The sequence below is a fragment of the Rhodobacter sp. 24-YEA-8 genome (assembly GCF_900105075.1).
GTDB lineage: Bacteria > Pseudomonadota > Alphaproteobacteria > Rhodobacterales > Rhodobacteraceae > Pseudogemmobacter.
Genome location: NZ_FNSK01000002.1, coordinates 467308 through 489753, shown reverse-complemented (window position 1 = coordinate 489753; position 22446 = coordinate 467308). Strand labels below are relative to the sequence as shown.

Annotated in this window: 18 protein-coding genes; 6 read left to right on the top strand and 12 right to left on the bottom strand. The window is 61.1% G+C overall.

The genetic code is table 11. The features are described from left to right. Positions 1-9 precede the first annotated feature (9 nt). The 7 genes from BLW25_RS18790 to BLW25_RS18760 form a co-directional block, all read right to left on the bottom strand. Entirely contained in the window at positions 10-1638 is a 1629-nt protein-coding gene (locus BLW25_RS18790) for a purine-cytosine permease family protein (protein WP_092902961.1), read from the bottom strand. A gap of 274 nt (positions 1639-1912) precedes the next feature. Continuing rightward, a complete protein-coding gene (locus tag BLW25_RS18785) occupies positions 1913-4000 on the bottom strand; it encodes a hydantoinase B/oxoprolinase family protein (RefSeq protein WP_253188589.1) in 2088 nt (695 codons plus the stop codon). 31 nt (positions 4001-4031) lie between these two features. Further along, complete coding sequence (locus BLW25_RS18780; protein WP_249496937.1) at positions 4032-6104, bottom strand: hydantoinase/oxoprolinase family protein; 2073 nt, start codon at positions 6102-6104, stop codon at positions 4032-4034. A gap of 373 nt (positions 6105-6477) precedes the next feature. Beyond that, on the bottom strand, positions 6478-7203 hold the full coding sequence (locus tag BLW25_RS18775) for an ANTAR domain-containing response regulator (RefSeq protein WP_092902959.1): 726 nt from the start codon (positions 7201-7203) through the stop codon (positions 6478-6480). Positions 7204-7279: 76 nt separating this feature from the next. Next, the gene (locus BLW25_RS18770; protein ID WP_092902957.1) at positions 7280-8470 is read right to left on the bottom strand and encodes a transporter substrate-binding domain-containing protein; all 1191 of its coding nucleotides are present in this window, start codon (positions 8468-8470) and stop codon (positions 7280-7282) included. Positions 8471-8879: 409 nt separating this feature from the next. Beyond that, the gene (locus tag BLW25_RS18765) at positions 8880-9941 is read right to left on the bottom strand and encodes a ParB N-terminal domain-containing protein (protein ID WP_092902955.1); all 1062 of its coding nucleotides are present in this window, start codon (positions 9939-9941) and stop codon (positions 8880-8882) included. A gap of 4 nt (positions 9942-9945) precedes the next feature. After that, positions 9946-11346 carry an AAA family ATPase gene (locus BLW25_RS18760; protein WP_092902953.1) on the bottom strand — a complete coding sequence of 467 codons (1401 nt, stop codon included), beginning with the start codon at positions 11344-11346 and terminating at the stop codon, positions 9946-9948. A gap of 616 nt (positions 11347-11962) precedes the next feature. On the opposite strand from BLW25_RS18760, the gene BLW25_RS18755 reads away from it, so the two are divergent. The 5 genes from BLW25_RS18755 (at position 11963) to BLW25_RS18735 (ending at position 17588) form a co-directional block, all read left to right on the top strand. Beyond that, a complete protein-coding gene (locus BLW25_RS18755) occupies positions 11963-13219 on the top strand; it encodes a replication initiation protein (RefSeq protein WP_092902951.1) in 1257 nt (418 codons plus the stop codon). Then, positions 13216-14244 carry a GlxA family transcriptional regulator gene (locus BLW25_RS18750; RefSeq protein ID WP_249496943.1) on the top strand — a complete coding sequence of 343 codons (1029 nt, stop codon included), beginning with the start codon at positions 13216-13218 and terminating at the stop codon, positions 14242-14244. Before BLW25_RS18755 ends, BLW25_RS18750 begins: the two co-directional genes overlap by 4 nt. Before the next feature lie 282 nt (positions 14245-14526). Then, the gene (locus tag BLW25_RS18745; protein ID WP_092903130.1) at positions 14527-15525 is read left to right on the top strand and encodes an ABC transporter substrate-binding protein; all 999 of its coding nucleotides are present in this window, start codon (positions 14527-14529) and stop codon (positions 15523-15525) included. 142 nt (positions 15526-15667) lie between these two features. Then, on the top strand, positions 15668-16555 hold the full coding sequence (locus BLW25_RS18740; protein WP_092902949.1) for an ABC transporter permease: 888 nt from the start codon (positions 15668-15670) through the stop codon (positions 16553-16555). Next, entirely contained in the window at positions 16548-17588 is a 1041-nt protein-coding gene (locus tag BLW25_RS18735; RefSeq protein ID WP_092902947.1) for a quaternary amine ABC transporter ATP-binding protein, read from the top strand. Before BLW25_RS18740 ends, BLW25_RS18735 begins: the two co-directional genes overlap by 8 nt. A 93-nt stretch (positions 17589-17681) precedes the next feature. Here BLW25_RS18735 and BLW25_RS18730 read toward each other — a convergent pair whose 3' ends face one another. From BLW25_RS18730 to BLW25_RS18710, 5 genes are all read right to left on the bottom strand, one after another. Beyond that, a complete protein-coding gene (locus BLW25_RS18730) occupies positions 17682-18071 on the bottom strand; it encodes a hypothetical protein (protein ID WP_092902945.1) in 390 nt (129 codons plus the stop codon). 21 nt (positions 18072-18092) lie between these two features. Continuing rightward, positions 18093-18926, bottom strand: a complete 834-nt coding sequence (locus BLW25_RS18725; RefSeq protein WP_092902943.1) for a M15 family metallopeptidase — start codon at positions 18924-18926, stop codon at positions 18093-18095. 87 nt (positions 18927-19013) lie between these two features. Further along, on the bottom strand, positions 19014-20096 hold the full coding sequence (locus tag BLW25_RS18720; protein WP_092902941.1) for a DUF475 domain-containing protein: 1083 nt from the start codon (positions 20094-20096) through the stop codon (positions 19014-19016). 199 nt (positions 20097-20295) lie between these two features. Further along, entirely contained in the window at positions 20296-20928 is a 633-nt protein-coding gene (locus BLW25_RS18715; RefSeq protein WP_092902939.1) for a 3-oxoacid CoA-transferase subunit B, read from the bottom strand. Further along, positions 20928-21635 carry a CoA transferase subunit A gene (locus BLW25_RS18710; protein WP_092902937.1) on the bottom strand — a complete coding sequence of 236 codons (708 nt, stop codon included), beginning with the start codon at positions 21633-21635 and terminating at the stop codon, positions 20928-20930. The genes BLW25_RS18715 and BLW25_RS18710 overlap by 1 nt, the downstream gene beginning before the upstream one ends. Positions 21636-21739: 104 nt before the next feature. On the opposite strand from BLW25_RS18710, the gene BLW25_RS18705 reads away from it, so the two are divergent. Further along, positions 21740-22339 carry a LuxR C-terminal-related transcriptional regulator gene (locus tag BLW25_RS18705; RefSeq protein WP_092902935.1) on the top strand — a complete coding sequence of 200 codons (600 nt, stop codon included), beginning with the start codon at positions 21740-21742 and terminating at the stop codon, positions 22337-22339. Positions 22340-22446 lie beyond the last annotated feature (107 nt).

The following is a 22446-nucleotide window of genomic DNA, read 5'->3' as shown; positions in this document are numbered from 1 at the left end:
GCGCCTTGTTTACTGTCTGACCAGTTCCTCCATGCTCAGATTTCCGCTGCTGGTGCGCGCCTCGGCACGGGCCGCAACCAGAAATTCGCTGCGATCCGAGGCACAGGCCAGGCAGATCGGCTCATGGCCGGCGGAAGGGTCGCGGTCCATCTCATGCGCGATATAGGCCTGATGGCAATGGTGGCAGCGGATGCGCGCCTGCCAGGGATCATCGACCTCCTTGCGGGGATCACCGGGCCGTTCCTCGACAAACCAGTTGCGTTGCGCCACCATCAGCGAGGCCGCATAGATCACCACCGCGATGCCCAGTGTGACCGGAGGCGCCCAGACCCCGCCAAAACTGCCGCCAAAGACCATCATCAGGCAGCCGGTGGCCGAGGCAATGACCCAGGCCCCTAGACCGCCCGGATTGACCAGAGGCACCCTGCCCGGCCGGAACTCCAGCTGATCCGCCCTGATGCCGCGCAGACCGCACCAGGCGATATGCGTCATGGCGACGCCCACCCAGGCCACGATGATCACGCCCTGGAATTGCAGCGTCAGCAGCAGATAGCCAAAGACATCGGTCAGCATCACAAGAAAGATAACCACCGTCATGATCCCGACCCAGACCGTCCGCGGCCAGGATATCTTGAAGGCCCTTGCGAAGAAGTTCTGCATATTGGTCGACGACAGGTAGAAATTGATGGTGTTGATCCGGGTCTGACTGGCCCAGACCAGCAGCACTCCGAAAGGCCCCATCAGCGCGACAATGCCGATGATCGCCGAGGTCTCGCTCAGCGCGCCTTCAATCGGAATGGTGAAGGTGATGAACATGCCGACCGCCCCATTGATCAGCAGCGTGACCACATAGAAGGGAATGCCAAAGGTGATGCGTCCGTTGAAAGGCGCGTCTTCCTTGCGGCCAAAGCGGGCGACATCCCAGGTCATCATCACCACGACCCAGACGCCCATATAGACCGTGAAGGCGAACCACCAGCCAGGGACGCCGGCATCGACACCGCCAACAGGCATCTGGGTCAGCCAGGCCCCGGAATATCCATGTTTCGCGGTCGCCCAGATCACACAGGCGACCAACCCGAACACATAAAGCGGCAGCAGAATGCCATTGATCCGGTCAAGCCAGGTCCTGACACCGCGCATTACAAGGGGCGCGCTGTAAAGGCAGACGATGAAATACCAGAGGCTGATCGGGCCGCCAAAGTAATCCTGCAGCGCGATGGCGACGATCGAGCCTTCGGCGATGGCATAATAGGTGATCGTGACCCCAAAGAGCAGCGCGGCGAAGGTGGCGCCGACCTGGCCGAACACCGCGCGGGAAAACAGCGCGACGCTGGTGCCGCTGCGGGCGGCGAAGCGCGCGGCAATGCCGCAAAGGATGCCGTAGACGATGGTCGAAAGTGCGATCCCGATCAGGGTGTTGATGGTGCCGACCGTCAGGGCGACCATACTGCCGACAACCACCCAGAACATCGCGCTCATCAGCCCGAACCAGGCCATCGAGAGCGAAAAGCGTGAACTTCGCCAGCTGGGCGGCACGATATGCAGCGAGAAATCTTCCGCTGCGGCCTCGCGCAGCACCTCGGGCTCGTCATGGTAAATGATGTCGGGGGCAGGATATGTTCTGGCAGTGCTCATGAATTCCAGCTCCTCATGGGGTTTCTCTGAAATCGGAAAACCGGCTGTAAGCAGAGAAGAGGCGTCGCCTGGCGGATCGTCAGGCCATGTGCCACAAGTCATTCGCGGGCTGCCCTGACCAGGTTTCGCCCCTGGTCACTCAGGACGGGCAGGCTGGCGAAATCCCCTGAGGCCGCAGTGGAAAACCGGTATCCGTCTGAATTTGGTCTTGTCTGGCAGATCAGTTCAGAAACAGGGCGGCGGATGATCCCGCCGCCCTGGACAGTGATGCTTTTCAGGCGGCTGCTTTCAGGCGTTCGCCGGCCTCCTCGCTCAGCACCGCGAGCGTTTTGCCCCAATAGGGCAGGACGCGGCGCTTCATCATTTCGCGGAACTGGGTGGTTGTATTGGCGAGAAGCTCGCCATTGCCCCAGTCAAGGATGACGCCATATTGCCGGACGCAATCCATCTCGTTGAACTCGCCCGCGCGGTAGCGCGCCGCGACTTCGGCGGGATCCGTGTCGAGCCAGCCGGGGCGTTCGGCGGCGATCCGGGCGCGTTCGGCCATTGTTGCAGCCTCGTCGACCTCATATTGCGCGAGATCGGCATCGACGACGCGGATGACCACGCCATAGTCGATCTGTGCCCGCCGCACACTGACATATTCGTCAGCCACATCTTCGCAGACCAGAGCCGGATCGCGCAGCAGGGGGTCACCCACCCCGCCTCCCCCGGCCGAAGGGCGGGTGAAGACGTCATCAAGCTCGATCGGCAGGTTCGAGAAGATCGAGCCGAGATAGCGCTCGCGCTCTGTCCCCTTGTTCAGCCAGACGCCATGCGGGATCGAGGGCAGGCCACCCCACATCCCCCAGGTGACCGAGCGTTCGCGGTCGCAGCAATAGGAGACGACGATGCGTTCGCCCTCAAAGACCGAGCCACCTTTTTCGGCGCCAAGCCCGCCGCGGGATTCGCCGGGTCCGGCGGAATCCTGCACGAAATCATGGCATTTGGTCAGAACGGGCGCGAGCCGCTCCTGGCCCTCAAGCGGCTGGATACCATATTGCGCGCCAAAGACAGGTGCGGTGGCGTTAAAGCCATCGCGCCCGTTCCGGCCGCCCCAGCCACCAGCCATCCAGTCATACCACATGAAATAGGGCTTGCCCTCGATCCTGGTGTCACGCCCGCCGACCAGCAGATATTCCAGGTTAAAGGCGCAGCCCATGGTGCGTTCGGGCATGATATCGGCCCAGAGCCCGAAGACCGAATTCATCAGTTTCTCGAACGGGCCGGAACAGAATCCGGCGCAGGGGCTGGGCCAGTTGGCATTCACCACCGTGCCCGGCTCGCCCACATTGACGGTGACCGCGCGGTAGAGGCCCGAATTCAGCGGCAGATCCGGGAACTGGTATTTCGTGCCCGCGACGATCCCCGCGAAAGACCCGCCATAAGCCGCGTTGAGGAAGGTCGAGATCTGCGGATGCGAACCGGAAAGGTCGTAATGCGCGTGATTGCCTTCGATGGTGAACTTGATCTTGATCGGGATCAGCCCTTCTTCGAGCTTGGGATCCTGATCGATATAATCCTCGGCATACCAGGTGCCGTCGGGCAGTTCGGCCAGGCGCTGGCGCATCAGCACCTCGACCCAGTCCTGCACTTCGCGGAAGGCGATCTTGATGGTTTCGACGCCATATTTGCCGCAAAGCCGCAGGATTTCGCGTTCGGCCACGGCGGTCGCCTCGGCCTGGGCCTGCATATCGCCGATCACATCGCCCGGGTTGCGGGTGTTGTTGGCGATCATCTTCGCCACGTCTTCCAGCCAGACACCTTTGCTCCAGACGCGGGTCGGCGTGATGCGCAGCCCCTCGCCCATATGGTCAAGCGCGGTGATGTTGAACGATCCCGGCGTCGCGCCCCCCATATCGGCCCAGTGACCATTGGCCTGGGACCAGCCGATCAGTTCGCCCTCATAAAACATCGGGCGCAGGATGCGGGTATCGTTGAAATGGCTGCCGCCGCGGAACGGATCATTGATGATGAAGACGTCGCCGGGATGGATATCTCCCTCGAAATCCTCGATCACCGCCTTACAGGTGTAATGCAGCGTGCCGACATGGGCGGCGATATCGCCGGTGCCCTGCATCACCAGATTGCCCTCGGGATCGCTGAGGCCGGATGAGAAATCGCGGCAATAGATCACGAAGGAATAGCAGGTGCGCAAAAGCTGCTCGGCCATCTGGTCAACGATATTGACGAAGGCGTTGCGCAGCACCTCGAAGGTGATCGGATCAAGCTGCGACTTGAACTCGGTCATCCGCTGTTCGGGGGGCGGCGGGAACTGGATGCCCTTGTCGGAAAGGCTGAGAGATTGTTTTTTGCCGGTCATGCCGGGATCCTCCTGATGTTGGGGGGCGCGCTTATGCTGCGCCGAGCCGGATCTGGATGTTGAGCCATTCGTCGATATAGGCCTCGTCACCGGGCGGGATGACGGTGGTCGAATCGAGCTGGTCGATGACGGCGGGGCCTTTGATGGTGACGCCGGCCGGCAGGGTTTCGCGGTCGTAAAGCGCGGTGGTCAGCGCGGTCGGATGATCGTGGAACCAGGCCTCGCGGGTGCCTTTGGGAACCGCTTTCGCATTGGGATCGATGGTGATCTTCGGGAAAGACGGCTTCGGCGTGACGCCGATGGCGCGCACCGTCAGGCGGTAGATCTCGACCGGGAAATCCTCACGGCGGAAGTTATGCGCCTTTTCATATTCGCTGTGGAAGATCGCCAGCGGCTCCTCAACCGAGGTGATTTCCCCCGGCACCGGCACCGCAAGCGAACGCCACTGCCCCCGGTAACGCATATCGATAAAGCGCTGGAAGGTCATATCGCCCGCCTTCACGCCATCCCGTTCCAGACGGTCACGGCCTTCCAGCTCCAGCTTGCGGAAGCCGGCCTCGACATCTGCGGGCTTCGCGCTGGCGGCATCCTCGAAATACATCTGGGTGACGTCATGCTGCACATCGACCAGCATACAGCCCACCGCCGAAGTCACGCCGGGATTGGGCGGCACGATGACCACAGGGATGTTGAGTTCACGTGCGATATCAACACCATGCAACGGGCCTGCGCCGCCGAAAGCCACCAGCGCAAAATCGCGCGGGTCATGGCCCCGGGCAATCGAGATCAGCCGCACCGCATCGGCCATATTGGCATTGGCGACGCGCAAAGTGGCAAGCGAGGCCTCGACCAGATCCAGCTTCAGCGGATCGGCGATCTTGTGCATCGCCGTCAGCGCCGCATCACGGTTGAGGGATTTCTTGCCCCCCGCCAGCGTGGTCCCGACCCGGCCAAGGATGATATTGGCATCCGTATTGGTCGGCTCGGTGCCGCCCGCCGCATAGCAGGCAGGCCCCGGCACCGATCCCGCCGATTGCGGCCCGTTGCGCAAAGACCCCGCCTTGTCGAGCCAGGAGATCGAACCGCCGCCCGCGCCGATGGTCAGAACTTCGATCGAGGGGAAGCAGATCGGATGGCCCCAGTCGACCTCCCATTTGTCGGTCATACGGATATTGCCGGCCTCGGCCAGCGAGATATCCGCCGAGGTGCCGCCCATATCGAGCCCGATGGAGTTCTGATAGCCGCAAAGCTCGGCGAAATATTTGCTGGCGATGGCGCCGGCGGCAATGCCCGAGGCCGCAAGCCGCGCGGCATATTTCTCGGCCGTGGCCGGCGTCATCACACCACCACCGGAATGCAGCAGCAGCACATCGGCCTCATAGCCAGCTTCGGTGGTGCGGCGATCAATGTCGCGGGCATAGGGGCGGATGATCGGGGCGAGAATGGTATTGGCGACCGTGGTCGAGAACCGGTCATCCTCAAAGATCTCGGGATGGGTTTCATGCGAGGTCGAAATCGCAATATCCGGCCCCAGAACTTCGGCAAGGATCTCCGCCATGCGCAATTCATGCGCGCCATTCACATAGGCATTGATGAAACAGACTGCGACCGCATGAACCTCGCGCTTTTTCAGGATCCGCGCAATTTCGCGGGCGCGATCCTCATCCAGAGGCTCCAGAACCTCACCGCGGAAATTGATCCGCTCTTTCACCGCAAACCGGTCACGGCGGCGCACATAAGGCGGGGTCCCCTCTTTATACGCATCCCAGGGGTCTTCCCGCGTGCCACGCCCGATTTCCAGCACATCCCGGAAACCTTCGGTCGTGACCATGGCCACCGGCTTGAAATTGCGGGTGATCAGCGCGTTGGTGGCCACCGTGGTGCCATGGGTGAAAAGCTCGACATCCGCCCAGTCGATATTGGCAGCCTCGGCACCATTCATAATTGCGTCAATCGGGTTCTTTGTACTGGGAACCTTCGCAACCGTCTGATTGCCATTCTCATCCAGAACAAATACATCCGTAAATGTTCCGCCAACATCGATTGCAAGGCGCGTGCGCGCCCGTTGCGGTGCCGGGCCCGGGCCCGCTCCGTCCATGCTCATCATGCAATTCCTTTGATTTGAGCCCCGCAATACGGTCCGCGATATGCGGAATCGCAATGCGAATGGCTGCATCTGGGTTTTATTCTGAGAGGAAGTTTGTCACCCGCCGCATCCGGCATCTGGTGATCTGGCATTCTTTGTTGAATGCGTTTCACAACACTACGCGATGAATATATGTATCTCCAAGTGATTTTTCATCAGGATGCAGTGGCAGAATTAATTATGATAAATACAGGAAAAACAAAGAGGTGATTTCTGCCAAATCTTGCTGCACTGCAAAAACCAACCCGGATTCCCGAATTATACGGGTGCGTATTTCCGGCATGGGTCAGCCGCCGCATCGCGCGCCGGCAGCTCACGGGGAAAAAACGAATCAGGCAGATTTGTCGCTGAGACCTGCATCACGCGCAGCCTCACCGGCCAGGCAAAGCGCCTGCCAGTCCGGCTTGTCAGAGAGCCTCGTTGCGGCGCCGCTGTCGCTCCAGCCGAGGCGGATGAGAACCTCGCTGGAAATGGCTTCGACGGTGGTCCGCCGCTTCATCGCAAGTTCCCGCAACACCGCGTAAGCCACCTTTTCCGGGTAACCTTCGGCCAGCATGACCGCCAGTTTCGCGCGCTCGACCACCCGGCAGGATTCCAGCTTTGCCTGCAACCGTTCAAGGTTTAGACGGATGCGCTGTTCCCGCCGGTGATTGTTCACCGCAGCCAGCAGGTTTGTGAGAATTCCAAAGGGCCGTATCGGCAACCCAATCACGGCGTTGACGCGCATATGCAGCAGCCGGTCAATGGAAAGCGGGTTCTCGTAGTCAATGACGGCGATGAGAACGGCAGAGGGGGTGTCGGCCTGCCAGTGAAAGGTCTGACCACTCTCGGTGACACGGTCGACCATCACGAAAATGATATCAATATCAGTCGGATAGTTCTGCGGCGGCGGCCATATCTCCTGGACCTGACAGCCTATTCTCTCCAGATGCGATTTCAGCGCGAGGCCATCACTGTCCTGAGGCTGAACAAGCAGGAAGCTCAGGGATCTGAGATCCCTGATCAGAAAGGGCTGCTCTTTTTCGCTGGCAAAAGGCTCGCTTCGTCCAGGCCGCATTTCAGATCCTCTTCCCCGAAGAACGTTCACTGAATACGATCGTACAAGATCACTTGTCACCCAAGGGCAGGCCGGTTCATTGCCTCAGGCCGGAGATCCGGGGCAAAGGTGTTGAGGGCGGCGCCGCATCGGAGGGAACACCCGCGTCATCGGCAAATTCATAGGTCGTGCGATAGGGGTCCGGGCGGACGGCACAGTCTGTCTCGGCAACGATATCGAACTGGCCATCATCGCGTGCCACCCCGACCTTGGGCCAGACATAGCAATGCGCGTTCAGGGCATCGATGCTGACCAGCCCCTGCGGCGCGTCAAACGAGGCGCCAAGGATCCCTGACCGGATCGAACTGAGACTGTCCGGATCGCCGCCCCGCATGGCCTGCGCCACCACATGCGCCTGGGTATAGGCCGCGTCCCAGCACATATTGGCATAGGGTTCCTCCTGATGCCGCGCCCTGAAACGCGCAAGGCAGGATTGATTGGTGAGATTTGACTGTGACGCGAAATAGCTTGCGGCGGTGATATGGCCCGCCACTGCCGATGCTCCGATATCCCGGATATCTGCCTCACTCGTTGTCAGGCTGGCCACCATCATCCGCCTGGCATCAAGGCCATTTCCGATATAGGCCTCATAGAAGTTGCGGTTTGCCTCACCAACAAAGTTATTGAAGATTATATCAGGACTGGCTTTCCTGATCTTTCTGACAAGCGCGTCATAGTGAATGGGTGTGGCCATGTCGCCAAGATAGGTTTCACCGACGATCTCGCCGCCTCCGGATCGGATCAGATCTCCCATGATCCGCCCGGATTCACGCGGCCATACGTAATCAGAACCAACGATGTAAAGCCGGGGCGCCGGATCTTTCAGCAGATACTCGGCCAGAAAAACGCTGTTCTGGTTTGGCACGGCCCCGAAATACACGATGTTCTCAGAATACTCAAAACCCTCATATTGCGCAGCATAGCATAGAAGAGCCGATTCCCTGTCCACCACGCTCAGAACCGCTTTGCGCTGGCTTGATGTGTAGCAGCCCAGAATGACCCGAACCTTATCTTCTGACACAAGTCCGGCAGCCAGCTGCTGATAGGCCGATGGATCTCCCATTGGGTCGCGAATTACGGGGCACAGCTCGCGGCCATTAATACCGCCGCTGGCATTTATTTCTTCTATGGCAAATTCCGTCGCCGCAAGCATGCTGCGCTCGGTTACCGAGGTGCGTCCTGTTTCGGAAAAGAGAACGCCTATATGAATCGGCTGGTCGCTTGTCATTCGGAGCAAACCTTTCCGGGGGGAAATGACGGGCGATCAAATGCGATCACAAGCCCGCAGTACCGGGCAATGCTGGCCGGTTGATTATGAGTGTAGGGGAGCGCAGGAGACCGGTCAATATGACTTTGACACGTTGCGGCCATGAACCACGCCGGAAGTTCCAGAGACTGATCACTGTTGCCCTCTGTCTGTATGCCCGTATGAGGTCAAAGGTGATATGGCATTTGGCGCAGAGGGATCGGTCCCCTTGTAAGTCAGCCGCAGCCTGAGCCGGATAGTCTCTGTCATTGCGCGACACTGGCCATATGCCCCGCACCAGTTCGGTCGCTAAGCGATGCGGCAGCATGGAATCACCTGGTCAGGCCCCTGCCCTTCCAGATGATTCCATTTATTATCAATATGTTAATTATCACCCAAGCGCCCGCGCCATCTCACGCATCACCCGTTCGACAATCTCACGCGTGGCCGCGCGGCCTCCAAGCCGGATTGACCAGCCTTTTGCATCTTCCTGGGCCTCAAGCCGGAAGCCAGATGGCGACAGCACCGGCGCCAGCACATCCCGCTTTGGCCGTCCGCCGCGTTTCGGATCTGCAGCCTTGGGCGCAAGACCGGCCAGAGCCAGATCCAGCAACGTCGCCTCTTCCTCGGCATTGGCCGGCGTGCCCTGCGCAAGTGCCTCGCGCAAGGTACCCTCCGCGCCCTCGCGCAGCGCAGTTGCCAGCCGCAGCCCGTCTTTCTCACGCAACTGTTCGGGGAAGGAAAGCATGTCGCCAAGCTCTTCGAAGATCAGCGCGAAGGAACGGATCTTTGACCGTTTCCCCTTTGACGCCACAGGAAACAGCGCCTCAACCGCCGCCTCGACATTGGGGAAAGCGCCCTGCTGCGCGGCGAGCACCGCGATGCGACCACGCTCGAACTGGCTGAGACCGGCGCGGACCTCATTCTCCTCAACCATGGCGGCAATAGGGCCGCCCAGGGTCTCGGGGTCGCGCAGCACCGCGCGGATGCGGTCGTAACGGGCATCGCCGCTCAGCGCCCGGAGCGCCCGGACCGCCATCAGCCGCCGATAGCCGGACAAGAGCCCATAGCCCCCTGAAGGCAGTGCGAAAACCTCGACCGGCAGGCGCAGCCCGTTCTTCGCGATGGAAAGCTTCAGCTCCTCCATCTCCTCCGCCCCGATCGAACTGCGGTCGCGCACCAGGGCATCGGCCTCGATCCCGTCGGTCGCAAGGTCGAGCATTACCAGCCCCTGTCCCTGCGCCTCGCGCCAGGCGCTGGCGTCCTGACGATCACGCGCGACCTCGATCCGCTCGACCGCTGGTCGCGGATCGAGCGCCGCGGCCGCCTCGGCCGCAACCGTCGCAATCGGGGCGGCACTCGGGCGCGGCAGCGAGGTTTCGCGGCGAAACTCTTCCTCGACTCGATTGATGTCTTCGGCCGATGGCGGCACCAGCGTTCTGCGTTTTGCCATTGTCTCAGCCCTCCTCTGCCGCTTTGGCCAGCTGCTGATCGCGCCACCAGGTGCCGAGGATCAGCTCTTTCACCTCGGCCCAGGTACGATCGAACGTCTCACGCCCGCGCACCCAGGTGTCGCGGTTATAATCGCGGTAATCGGTTTCATAGATGCCCGAAACCTGCTCGCCTGCCTGGCCGACCATCGCCGTCACCTCCTGCCGGTAGGTGGTCATGAAATCACCAAACCAGGCCTGAACGACATTGGCCAGATCGGTCTGTTGCGCCGCATCGAACCGAGTGATCAGCGCCCGGACGGCATCCCATTCGAACCGCATCTCGGGCAGGCCAGAGCCACGTCGCGCCCGGTTCTCACCTTCTTCGATCGAGGCAAAGGTGGAGTAGATCATGTCAAAGAACCGCCCCGTCGAATCGAATTCGAGGAAGGACGCCCCAAGTGGCACCAGGAGAATATCCGCCGCCGCCAGCGCGTTGATCGTCAGATAGCCAAGCGCCGGCGGGGTATCGAGCAGCACGAGATCATACTCATCCAGCAACCCGCCTTCCGTGAGCGCGTTCGACAGCGCGTCCCAAAGTTGCCAGGACCTGAGCTGCATCCGCCAGACCGGCACCTGGAATTCGGCCCAGTACAGGTTCAGCTGCGCGCCAATCAGATCGATATTCGGCCAATGGGTCTTTTGCACAAGGTTTCGCGGCGAAACCTTCAGTGCCTCGGTCAGGGTTTCATCAAAGGTAAACGGCGCGTCCCCATTGGCAACACGCACCTCGTTTTCCTCCTTCAGCCGCAGCGCATAGTCACGGGCAAGCAGAGGGAAGACCGTTTTCCATTCATCCTCGACCTTGCCGCCCATGATCGAGGTCATCGAGCCCTGGCTGTCGAGATCGATCACCAGAACCTTATAGCCGTCGAGCGCGGCAGACATGGCCAGATGCGCGGCGGTGGAGGTCTTGCCGACGCCGCCCTTGAAATTCGCAATGGCGACGACTTTGGCGGGCAGGCCCTCCGGGCGCCAGGCGCGGTATTCACGACCCCGCGCGCCCTCAGCTGCGAAATGGTCGCGCAGCGCCAGCACCTCTTCGAGCGTGAACCATTTGGAACCGCCCTCCCCTTCGCCCTGTGGCAATTCCGGGTTCAGCCGCAGGACGCGCCGCAGATGGGCGGAATTGACCGGGATCAGATAGCGGCAGACTTCCCAGGTCGAAAACCGGCGCAGCCGCTTTTTGCCATCCGGCGCATAACCCCGTTTCGCCAGATCATCGCGGCCCCGGCTGGCGAAAGCCGCAGCCTTGGCAAAGCGCGCGGTATCGATGGGATCGGCCAGCCTTGCCGCGGCCTGGGCCGGGTCGATGTTGAAATAGGGGGGGAGATCAGTCTTGCCCGGAAGCACTGGTTTCTGTGCCATTCTTTGCCTGTATGTTCGCAGTTTATGCTGATATTGCCCGAACTATGGCACATCATAGGCCAGAAGGGAATCATTCCTGGCCATCTGATCGCTGATCTTTCTGGATTTTATCGAAAAGAGAGAACAAAGCGGTCCCTGTTTCATATTCTTTTTTCGCTTTAGAGTCTTTACCAGGTCACTAATCCTGCAAAAACAGTGTCTTCCGGCAGGATAGGTGCCCCGATACGGGGCAATGGGTATCCGGTTTCAGGACATAAGGTATCCGTTTGCAGGAAGAGAGGTGCCGATTCCCGGGCGAGGGCGGAGTTTTGTGGATAAGTGACCCAGAAATGGCAGGCACAGAGCCTGTTTCTCCGAATCATCCACAGGCCGGACCCGGTTGGGCAGGGATGCTTCCTGCAAACGGATACCTTTCCGAAAGCTGCGGGACGGCTCAGGTTCCCGTTTACGGTGCGGCCTTCTGACTGCGGCTGAGGGTTCCCGTCCGGTTCTTGCATTTGGATACCTTTTGCCGGATGATCCCGCCATAACAATAGCGACAGACGGGATTCGGCGATGGGCCGGGCGTCTGCGCAATGACCGGATTACAGATCCGGCGCTGAGCGAGGGCAGGCCGATGCAGATCCCGGAACGGGTCACAGAAGACAGGGTTTCAGACAGGACTGGAACAGAGGACATTCCGCGCGACCGGCTGAGCGGGCCGCTCAGGCGTGGCGCAGTTAAGAAGCACGTGGCAGCGATCCATGTGTCGGGAAAGCTCAGCCTTCTTCAGCGCAAGCTGTCGAATGTGCTTCTTCTTAATGCCTATGACACGCTGACCTCGCAGCCGCGCCATCAGATCGATGCGCGCACGCTTTGCCTGATGATCGGCTATAATTCGAATGATATGGAGACGCTGAAAGCGTCTCTGCGCGGGCTGGCAGAGACGGTGGCGGAATGGGACATGCTTGACGCCGATGGTCAGCAGGAATGGGGGGTCTCGGCGCTGCTGGCCTATGCCAAGCTCAAAGGCGGGGTTTGCGAATATGCCTATTCGCCGGCGCTGGCGGAAAAGCTGCATGACCCCAAGGTATTCGCGCTGATCAATCTCAACATCCAGCGGCGGTTCACCTCGGGCCATGCACTGGCGCTTTATGAGAATTGCTACCGCTTTATCCGCACCGGTTCGACCGGGTGGTGGTCGCTGGATATTTTCCGCCGGCTGATGGGGGTGGCGGACAGCCCCTATTATGATGAGTTCAAGCATCTGAACGCCAAGATCATCAAGCCTGCCGTGACCGAGGTGAACAAGACGTCGAATATCGTGGTGACACCGGATTTTCGCAAAATGGGCCGCCAGGTGACAGAGATCCGGTTTCTGATCGCCGAAAACCCGCAGCTTGCGATCCTTGATATGGATGATGGCGAGGGGCATCGCAATTCAGATGCCTATGCGCGGCTCAGGGCGCTTGGGGTCTCGGACCGGCTGGCGCGTCAATGGATCCAGGAACATGGCGAGGATCATCTGCGTCAGAAGCTTGACTATGTGGCGGGGCAGGGCGGCGTAAGAAATGCGGTCGGCTATTTGTCGAAAGTGCTGAAGGAAGGCGCCGCGAAAGATGCGGCGGAGGTTTCGCCGCGAAACCTTACCGCAGCGGGCGCGCTTTCGCCGAGGGCGCAACGGCTCGCGAGGATCCAGGCGCTCGCCCAGGCGCGGACCCCAACGCAGCGTGATGCAGACCGGCGGCTGTTTCAGGCACGGCTTGACGGTGCGGCCCGTGATGATTTTGAACGCCATGGCTGGATGTCGGCGCTGAACGCTGCTGCGATTCTTGTGTTTTGGGAGGAGGTCTCGCCCGGGGCCTTTGACGGTATCGCAGGAGGGGCGGAGTGAGCGCACGGTCTTTCGTCTCGCGCGGCGTGGCCCATATCGACGTGCCGCATCAGGGGGCGCCGGTCTCGGTCGGGTTTGTTCTTCTGCCGCAATTCACCATGCTGGCTTTCACCTCGGCGGTGGAGCCCCTGCGGGTGGCGAACCAGCTGGCGGGGAAGACGCTGTTCGAATGGGCGGTCTGGTCGTCTGAAGGCGAGCAGGTCACGGCCTCGAACGGGATGAGGGTCGGGGTCGATGGCGGGCTGCCGCCCGAGGCGCCCTCGGGCTATGTGCTGATCTGCTCCGGGACCGAGCCGGAGATGACGACGACGCGGCGGATGTCGGACTGGATCCGGGTGCAGTGGCGACGCGGCCGCACGGTGGGGAGCCTGTGCACCGGGGCCTATACGCTGGCGAAAGCGGGGATCCTAAAGGACAGGCAATTCACGCTGCATTGGGAAAACATTCCCGGGTTTATCGAGACCTATCCGGAGCTGGAGCCGCTGCGCCGGGTGTTTTGCATCGACAACCGGGTGATCACCTGTGCCGGCGGCATCGCCTCGGCTGAACTGGTGGTCAAGCTGATCTCGGAACATTACGGGCCGGCTTTGGCGCAGGCGGTGATGGATATGTGCCTGCTGACCCATATGCGGCGCGAAAGCGATGATCAGATGACCTCGCTCGCCTCGCGGCTGGGCACGAGGAACGAACATGTCGTCAAGGCGGTGGCCTGGCTGGAAGGGCGTCTGTCTGAGGATTTCCTGCTGGAGGAATGCGCCGATCATGTCGGGGTCACGCCGCGCCAGATCCAGCGGCTGTTCCGGCGCTATCTTGGCGTGACGCCGGTGCAGTATCTGAACGGGCTGCGGCTGTCGCATGGCAGGCTTTTGCTGTCAGAAACCAATATGACGGTGATGGAAGTGGCCGTGGCCTGCGGCTATGTTTCCTCGTCGCATTTCGCGCGCAGCTTCCGGCAGAAATATGGGGTTTCGCCGAACAAGTATTCACATTTCCCCGGCGGCGCCCGCAGCGAACTGCCGGTATAGGCCGGGGCCGCGCCTGCCACAGGCGGTGCAGGGCGAAGGGAAAAATCTGCTAAATCCGGTGATTACCGGACAGGGGTCGCAATTCTGCCACTGGTGTCGTAAATTGCGCTGTGACCTGGCAGAATATGCGCTGACCTCAGGAAAAAAGGACTCACCGGCCGGCAGAAGGGCAGGGCGGGAAACCGCCCCTATCCCGACCATGTCGGACGGCATCATCCAATCTGCAGACATGAGCGGTACCGTCTGGAGATCCTTCAAACAAACCGCAACCGGGAGATGACCATGAAAAAATCCGTCGCAACTGTCGCGCTGTCGCTGGGGCTTGGCCTTGGCGCCACAGCGGCTTTCGCCGATTGCGGTGATGTGACCATCGCAAGCATGAACTGGCAGAGCGCCGAAGTGCTGGCAGCACTTGATGCGATCATCCTGTCCGAGGGCTATGGCTGCAACGCGACCGTGATCACGGGCGACACGGTGCCGACCATCACCTCGATGGTGGAACGCGGCCAGCCCGATGTCGCGCCCGAAGGCTGGATTGATCTTGTCCCGGAAGTGATCGCGCGCGGCACCGAAGAGGGCCGTCTGGTGAAAGGCGCGCTGGCGCTGTCGGATGGCGCGGTTCAGGGCTGGTGGATCCCGAAATATCTCGCGGATGCGAACCCGGACATCAAAACCATCGATGATGCGCTGGCGCATCCGGAACTGTTCCCCGATTCCGAAGACCCGTCCAAGGGCGCGGTCTTCAACGGCCCGCAGGGCTGGGGCGGTACGGTTGTGACCACGCAGCTCTTCAAGGCTTATGGTGGCGAAGAAAAGGGCTTCAAGCTGATCGATACCGGTTCGGCGGCAGGCCTCGACGGTTCCATCGCGCGCGCTTACGAAAACAAGCAGGGCTGGGTCGGCTATTACTGGGCCCCGACCGCGCTTCTTGGCAAATACGAGATGGTCAAGCTCGATCATGGCGTGCCCTATGACGCCGAAGCCTGGACGGCGTGCAACGCGAATGCCGATTGCGCCTATCCGCAAAAGAATGACTGGCCGGGTGACACCGTCCAGACCATCATGACCTCGAAATTCGCCGAAAGCGCTCCGGCCGAGGTGAAGGCCTATCTCGACACCCGTTCCTGGTCGAATGCCACCGTCAACGGGCTGATGGCCTGGATGACCGACAATCAGGCGACCGGCGATGATGGCGCGCGTCATTTCCTCAAAGAGAATGAGGAGATCTGGACGAAATGGGTGAGCCCCGAGGCTGCCGAAAAAATCAAGGCCGCGCTCTGAGCCTTTGACCGGCGGCCGTGATGCCGCCGGATCCTGCCCGCGCCGGTTAACACCGGCGCGCGCGCATTCGTATCTTTTAAGATCAACAGGTCCGCTAAGGACCGGCCACCCGTTAATCACGGCATCTGACAGGGACACCAGCATGGATTGGCTGACCAAATTCCCCACCATGGAAACAAGTGCGCTGCGCGATTTGCGCAAGGGGATAGACGAGAATTTCCGGGCCTTTACCCGCGCCTGGGGCGATACATTCGAATGGCTTTTCGAGCCGCTGCGGCTGTTCCTGATCTGGTCTGAAAACCTGATGCTGAAGACACCCTGGCCGATTGTACTGCTGGTGATCGCGCTGATCGCCTGGTTTGCCAGCCGCAACTGGAAGATCACGGCCTTTGCGGTGGTCTCGCTGCTGGCCATCGGCTGGTTCGGCATGTGGGATGACACGATGCGGACCATTTCGATGATCTTCGTCTGTACGGTGGTGGCGATTGCGGTCGGGATCCCGGTCGGCATCCTGATGGCGCGGTCAAACCGGATACAGGCGGTGGTCAACCCGGTGCTTGATGTGATGCAGACCATGCCGAGTTTCGTCTATCTGATCCCGGTCGTCATGCTTTTGGGGATCGGGCGCGTGCCGGGCGTGATTGCGGTGGTGATCTATGCCATCCCGCCGATCATCCGTCTGACAAACCTTGGCATCCGCATGGTCGACAAGGATGTGCTCGAGGCGGCGGATGCCTTTGGATCGTCCTCCTGGCAAAAGCTGAAAAATGTGCAGATGCCGCTTGCTCTGCCGACGATCATGGCCGGGATCAACCAGACGATCATGATGGCGCTGGCCATGGTGGTGATCGCGGCGATGATCGGGGTGCAGGGGCTGGGGCAGCCGGTGCTGCAGGCGATCAACAACCAGTATTTCTCGATCGGCATGTTCAACGGCTTCGCCATTGTCTGCATCGCCATCATCTTCGACCGCGTGAGCCAGGCTTACGGGCGCCGTCTGCAAAAGCATCTGGAGATCGTTCATGGGTGATACTTCTGCAATCGGCATCGAGATCCGCAAGCTTTACAAGATCTTCGGCCCGCATGCGGCTGATATGGTCGCCCGGGTCGAGGCGGGCATGACCAAGACCGAGCTGAATGAGAAACATGGCCATGTTCTGGGGCTGAGGGATATCAATATCTCGATGCCCGCCGGTGGCATCCAGGTGATCATGGGGCTTTCCGGATCGGGCAAATCGACCCTCATCCGCCATATCAACCGGCTGATCGACCCGACTTCGGGCGAGGTGGTGGTCGGGGGCGATGATGTCGTCAGAATGAACCCGGATCAGTTGCGCCGGTTCCGCCGGCATCAGACGGCGATGGTGTTTCAGAAATTCGCGCTGCTGCCGCATCGGAACGTACTGGAAAACACGGTTTACGGGCTCGAGGTTCAGGGGGTGGACCGTGCGGATCAGGTGAAATCCGCGACGATGTGGCTGGAACGCGTCGGGCTGAAAGGGTTCGAAAAGAAATACCCGAACCAGCTTTCGGGCGGCATGCAGCAACGGGTGGGCCTTGCCCGCGCGCTGGCAAATGACGCGCCGATCCTTCTGATGGACGAGGCATTTTCCGCTCTCGATCCGCTGATCCGGGTGGATATGCAGACGATCCTGCTGGATCTGCAAAAGGATATCCGCAAGACCATCGTCTTCATCACCCATGATCTTGACGAGGCGCTGCGGCTGGGCGACCGCATTGCGATCCTGCGCGACGGCAATATGGTGCAGCAGGGCACAGGCCAGGAGATCGTGATGACCCCCGCCGATGACTATATCGAAAGCTTCGTCGAACACGTCAATCGCGGCAAGGTGATCCGGGTCGAAACCGTGATGCAGAAGGGCGCGGAAACCGGGGGCCTCGCGACCATCCCGGCCACCGCGCTCCTCGAAGATGCGGCAAAGCAGCTGATCGCCGGCAATGCCGCCCGCCTCGCGGTCACCGACCCGTCAGGTCGCCCCCTCGGCACTGTCGATATGGCAGCGATCACCCGCGGCATGTTCCCGACCCGGGCCGCCGCCTGAGCTTTTTCATCTGTCCTTAAATATCCCGGGGGAGGGGGCCGGAAGGCCCCCTGGGGGCAGAGCCCCCGAACCCGGTTTCCAGACCCGCCAGGCTCAGCGGAAGACATCCACCGAGATGTAATTCCCGACACCGCCCTGGCCCCAGATCTGCACCTGGACCACCGCGCCGCCATTGACGATGGCAGCGCGCGCGCTTTTGGTCATGGTGCCGCCCATCAGCATCTTCTCCATCGCATCGCGGTTCTTCACATCGCCGAAAAAGCTGTCCCATTCATCACCGGGATCGCCCTTGCCGAATTTGTGGAAATTCGCGCGGTCCTGGCGCAGGATCTGCCAGGGCTGCGTGAGCCGTTTGCCTTTCGAATTCACCAGATCGGCCGGGCCGATAAAGGCGGTGTATTCTTCCAGAAGTTCCTGCGCCGAGGCGGGCGCGACGAAGCCAAGGCCGATGGCCGTGGCGGCAGCAAGAAGCGACAGACGCATGTGGGTCTCCTGTCTGGGATGTCAGTCGGATTGCGCGCCGGTCAGGCGGGCGTAAAGGATGAGTTCGGGCCGGTATTCGAAATGCATACCATCGAAATGGTGCCATTTGCCGCCCCAGATAAAGCCATAGCGCTCCATCTCGCGCACCAGCGCTTCGGGATAGCGGTTGTCATAGGCCCCGACCTTGCCCTCGCGCGCGCCGGACCAGCGCCAATAGCCGCCAAGTTCGGTGTTGAAATCGACCGCAATGCCGAAACTATGCCCCGAGAGCCGCGTGGTGCCTGCGATCACGCGCCAGTTGAAACTGCCGCCGATGGTCTGGAAATAGACATTCATTTCCGGCCCGATGGCGTGGATCGCGGCCAGGGCCGCGCGCAGCTGCGTGGCGGCGCAGGTCTTTTCCGACATCATGAAGATGGCTTTCGCATCCCCGGGCCAGCGCACCTCTTCAAGCCCCGCCGCAGCCTCGGCTTTGCTGTTGCCGTAAAGCGCGCGGAAGAAGGGTTCGTTCCGTGCGCGACCCGGGTCGAACCAGGGTGTCTCGCGCAGGGTCAGATCAAAGGCCAGCGGATAGGTCTGCAGGAACTGTTCGGTGATGCTGGCATCTTCCAGCCGTTCCTGCGGCGACAGCGGCACGTCACCGAAGCCGGTCGGCAGCTTGCGCCCGTCTGCGAGGATCAGGGTCTGACGGTTCGCGCTGACCTCTGTGCCCGGATAGGCCAGTTCCAGCGCGTCAATCCAGGGCAGATCGGCTTTCGCAGGCAATTCGGTGGTCAGGAAATCCCTGACCTCACAGGCCCCGGCCGGTCCGGCTGCCAGCAGGGCCAGAACCAGAAGATTGCGCAAAGTCACCATAGGACCATCCTTTCCCCTGCCTGGCTCCTGATACCAGGCGAAACCTGATCCGAACCGCACATCGCGGAAAGTCCGGAGAGCCGGACCTTACTCTGCCCCGGGATTGGCGCGGTTCCAGCGGATCGACGACCAGAGCGAGATCCCGATCAGCACCGCACCGCCAAGCCCGGTGATCACCTCGGGAATATGTATGATGGCCTGGAGATACATGATGACCGAGAGGATCAGGATCGCCCAGAAGGCGCCGTGCTCGAGATAGCGATATTCCGCCAGCGTGCCTTTTTCGACCAGCATGATGGTCATCGAGCGCACATACATCGCGCCGATCCCAAGACCGATGGCGATGACAAAGAGGTTTTGCGACAGGGCGAAAGCCCCGATCACCCCGTCGAAGGAAAAGCTCGCATCCAGCACTTCAAGGTAAAGAAACGCGCCGACGCCGCCCCTGGCCGCGCCTTCCAGCATCTCCTGGCTGCGGTCGAGAATGCCCCCCAGAACCTCGACCATCAGAAAGGTCAGAAGACCCCAGATCGCGGCATGGAAGAAGGTATTCGAGGCCGCAGGCCCGAGCGCCGGATCGTTCCCGATGATCTTCGAGAAAATCATCATGACCACCAGCACGAAGGCGATTTCGATCCCCTTGACCGACGAGAAATTCGCCGCTTTCTGTTCGATCCAGCGCACCCAATGCACGTCTTTTTCATTGTCGAAAAAGAAAGACAGGCCGACCATCATCAGGAAGGTGCCGCCAAAGGCCGCGATGGGCAGATGGGCCTCATGCATGATCTCGGCATAGCGTTCGGGCTGGCTTGCGGCCATCACAAGCGCGGTCCAGGGGCCGACATTGGCGGCGATGACCACGATCAGCAGCGGGAAGACGATCCGCATGCCGAAAACGGCGATGATGATGCCCCATGTCAGAAAGCGGCGCTGCCAGAGCGGCGTCATATCCTTGAGCTTATTGGCGTTCACGATGGCATTGTCGAAGGAAAGCGAGATTTCCAGCACCGCCAGCACCGAGACGATGAAGAAGATCTTCAGCGCGCCGAGCGTGGTATGTTCGGAGGAAAAGCCCAGCCAGAGCCCCAGCCCGAGCCCGATTGCCGTGACCACGAAAGCTGCGGTGAAATAGGACAGGGTTGTGCGTTCTGAAATGCCTGGGGCCGCCATCGGAGTCGCTCCTGCGAAAATCTCACATGTCTGTTAACGCGGCGGCTATGGCCGGGCCAGTGGGATTTTGCTGCGGCAGCAGTGCGGTTTCGGGGTCCAGGCAGCTTTGTGCCGGCGAAGGGGGCGGGTTCATATTGAGACGGAGGCCACAGAAAAGGGGGCCTGGCGGCCCCCTTATGTCAGTCTTGCAGTGGTGGGATCAGCCGACGATGGTCGCCTCGGTCGCGGCGCGCAGTTCGGCCTCGCTGATGCCCGGGGCGCATTCGACGATTTTCAGCCCGCCCGGCACCACATCCAGCACCCCGAGGTTCGAGATGATGCGGTCGACCACCGATTTGCCGGTCAGAGGCAGGGTGCAGGCTTTCAGCACTTTCGACTCGCCCGCTTTGTTGGTGTGATCCATCACCACGACCACCCGGCCGACGCCCGCGACAAGGTCCATCGCGCCGCCCATGCCCTTCACAAGCTTGCCGGGGATCATCCAATTGGCGAGATCGCCGTTTTCCGCGACTTCCATCGCGCCGAGGATCGCCATGGCGATCTTGCCGCCACGGATCATCGCGAAGCTGGTGGCGCTGTCGAAAAACGCGGTTTGCGGCAGCTCGGTGATGGTCTGCTTGCCGGCATTGATCAGATCGGCGTCTTCCTCGCCCTCGAACGGGAAGGGGCCCATGCCAAGCATGCCATTTTCCGATTGCAGCGTGACCTCGATGCCCTCGGGAATATAATTCGCGACCAGCGTCGGAATGCCGATGCCGAGATTCACATACCAGCCGTCCTGGAGTTCCTGCGCCGCACGGGCGGCCATTTGGTTACGATCCCAGCCAGCCATTATGCCTGCTCCTTCTGGCGCACAGTGCGTTGTTCGATCCGCTTTTCATGGGCGCCCTGCACGATCTTTGTCACATAGATGCCGGGGAGGTGGACGCTGTCGGGGTCCAGGGCGCCAAGCGGCACGATTTCCTCGACCTCGGCGATGCAGACGCGGCCGCAGGTGGCGGCGGGGACGTTGAAATTCCGTGCGGTCTTGCGGAAGACGAGATTGCCCGAAGGGTCGGCCTTCCAGGCTTTCACAATCGCCAGATCGGCGACGAGGCCGCGTTCCAGGATATAGGTCTGGCCGTCGAAATCGTGGTGCTCTTTGCCCTCGGCGATCACGGTGCCGACGCCGGTTTTGGTGTAGAAGCCGGGGATCCCGGCACCGCCCGCGCGCATCCGCTCGGCCAGCGTCCCTTGCGGGTTGAATTCCAGCTCCAGCTCGCCCGAGAGATACTGGCGCATGAATTCGGCATTCTCGCCCACATAGGACGAGATCATCTTCTTCACCTGGCGGGTTTCCAGCAATTGCCCGAGGCCAAATCCGTCAACGCCCGCATTGTTCGAGGCGACGGTCAGCTCTCTGGTGCCCGCATCGCGGATTGCGGCGATCAGCAGTTCCGGAATGCCGCAAAGGCCAAAGCCGCCGGCGGCGATCAGCATCCCGTCTTTCAGATGGCCGTCCAGCGCTTCGGCGGCGGTATTGTATATCTTGTTTCCCATGATCCCTCTCCGGACTCTGGTCCGATCCCCGGTGATGCTGATGGATTGCAGGCCGGGCCGGAATCCGTAGAAATACGTAGGTGCCCAGGTATAAAGAGACACCGATGCCGTCTTCTGCCCCCGATGACCTTGCCGCGCTGGCCTTTCTGCATGCGCCGGAAGCCACGCTGGTGCTGAAGGACCGGGTGATCTGCCGTGCCAATCTTGCGGCGGGCCGGGTGTTCGGCTGGGACCCGGGCGCGCTTGAGGGCTGTTCGATGCGGGTGCTTTACCCTGGCGAGACCGATTTCGAGCGGCTGGGCCAACGCGCGGAAGAGGCGCTGCGGCTGCGACCGATGATCCGCGATGAACGTTTCATGCGCCGCCACGATGGCCAGCTGGTCTGGATGGAGGGCAGGGGGGTGACGCTGACCCCGAAAGCACCGCATCGCCTGGCGATCTGGACCTATCGCGTGATCGAGACGGGGGCGGCGCCGGGACTTCTGACGCCCGCCGAGATGCGGGTGGCGCGGCATATGGTCGGCGGCATGACCTCGAAGGAAATCGCGCGGGTGCTGGACTGCTCGCCCCGCACGGTCGAGGTGCACCGGGCCTCGATGATCCGCAAGCTCAGAGTCAGAAACAGTTTCGAACTGATCCGGAGCCTGCTGGATTCCGGAGCGGCGCCGGTCGAGGCAGGATCAGAGGGTGGCCCTGAATTGTAAGAACAGTCCGGCCTGGCTGGAAATCCCGCGCCTGGGTTAAGCCTTGTTGCGATGGACCCTCACCGCGCCTTCGCTGCTTGCCAGGCGCTGCCATATCACCGCCCGGG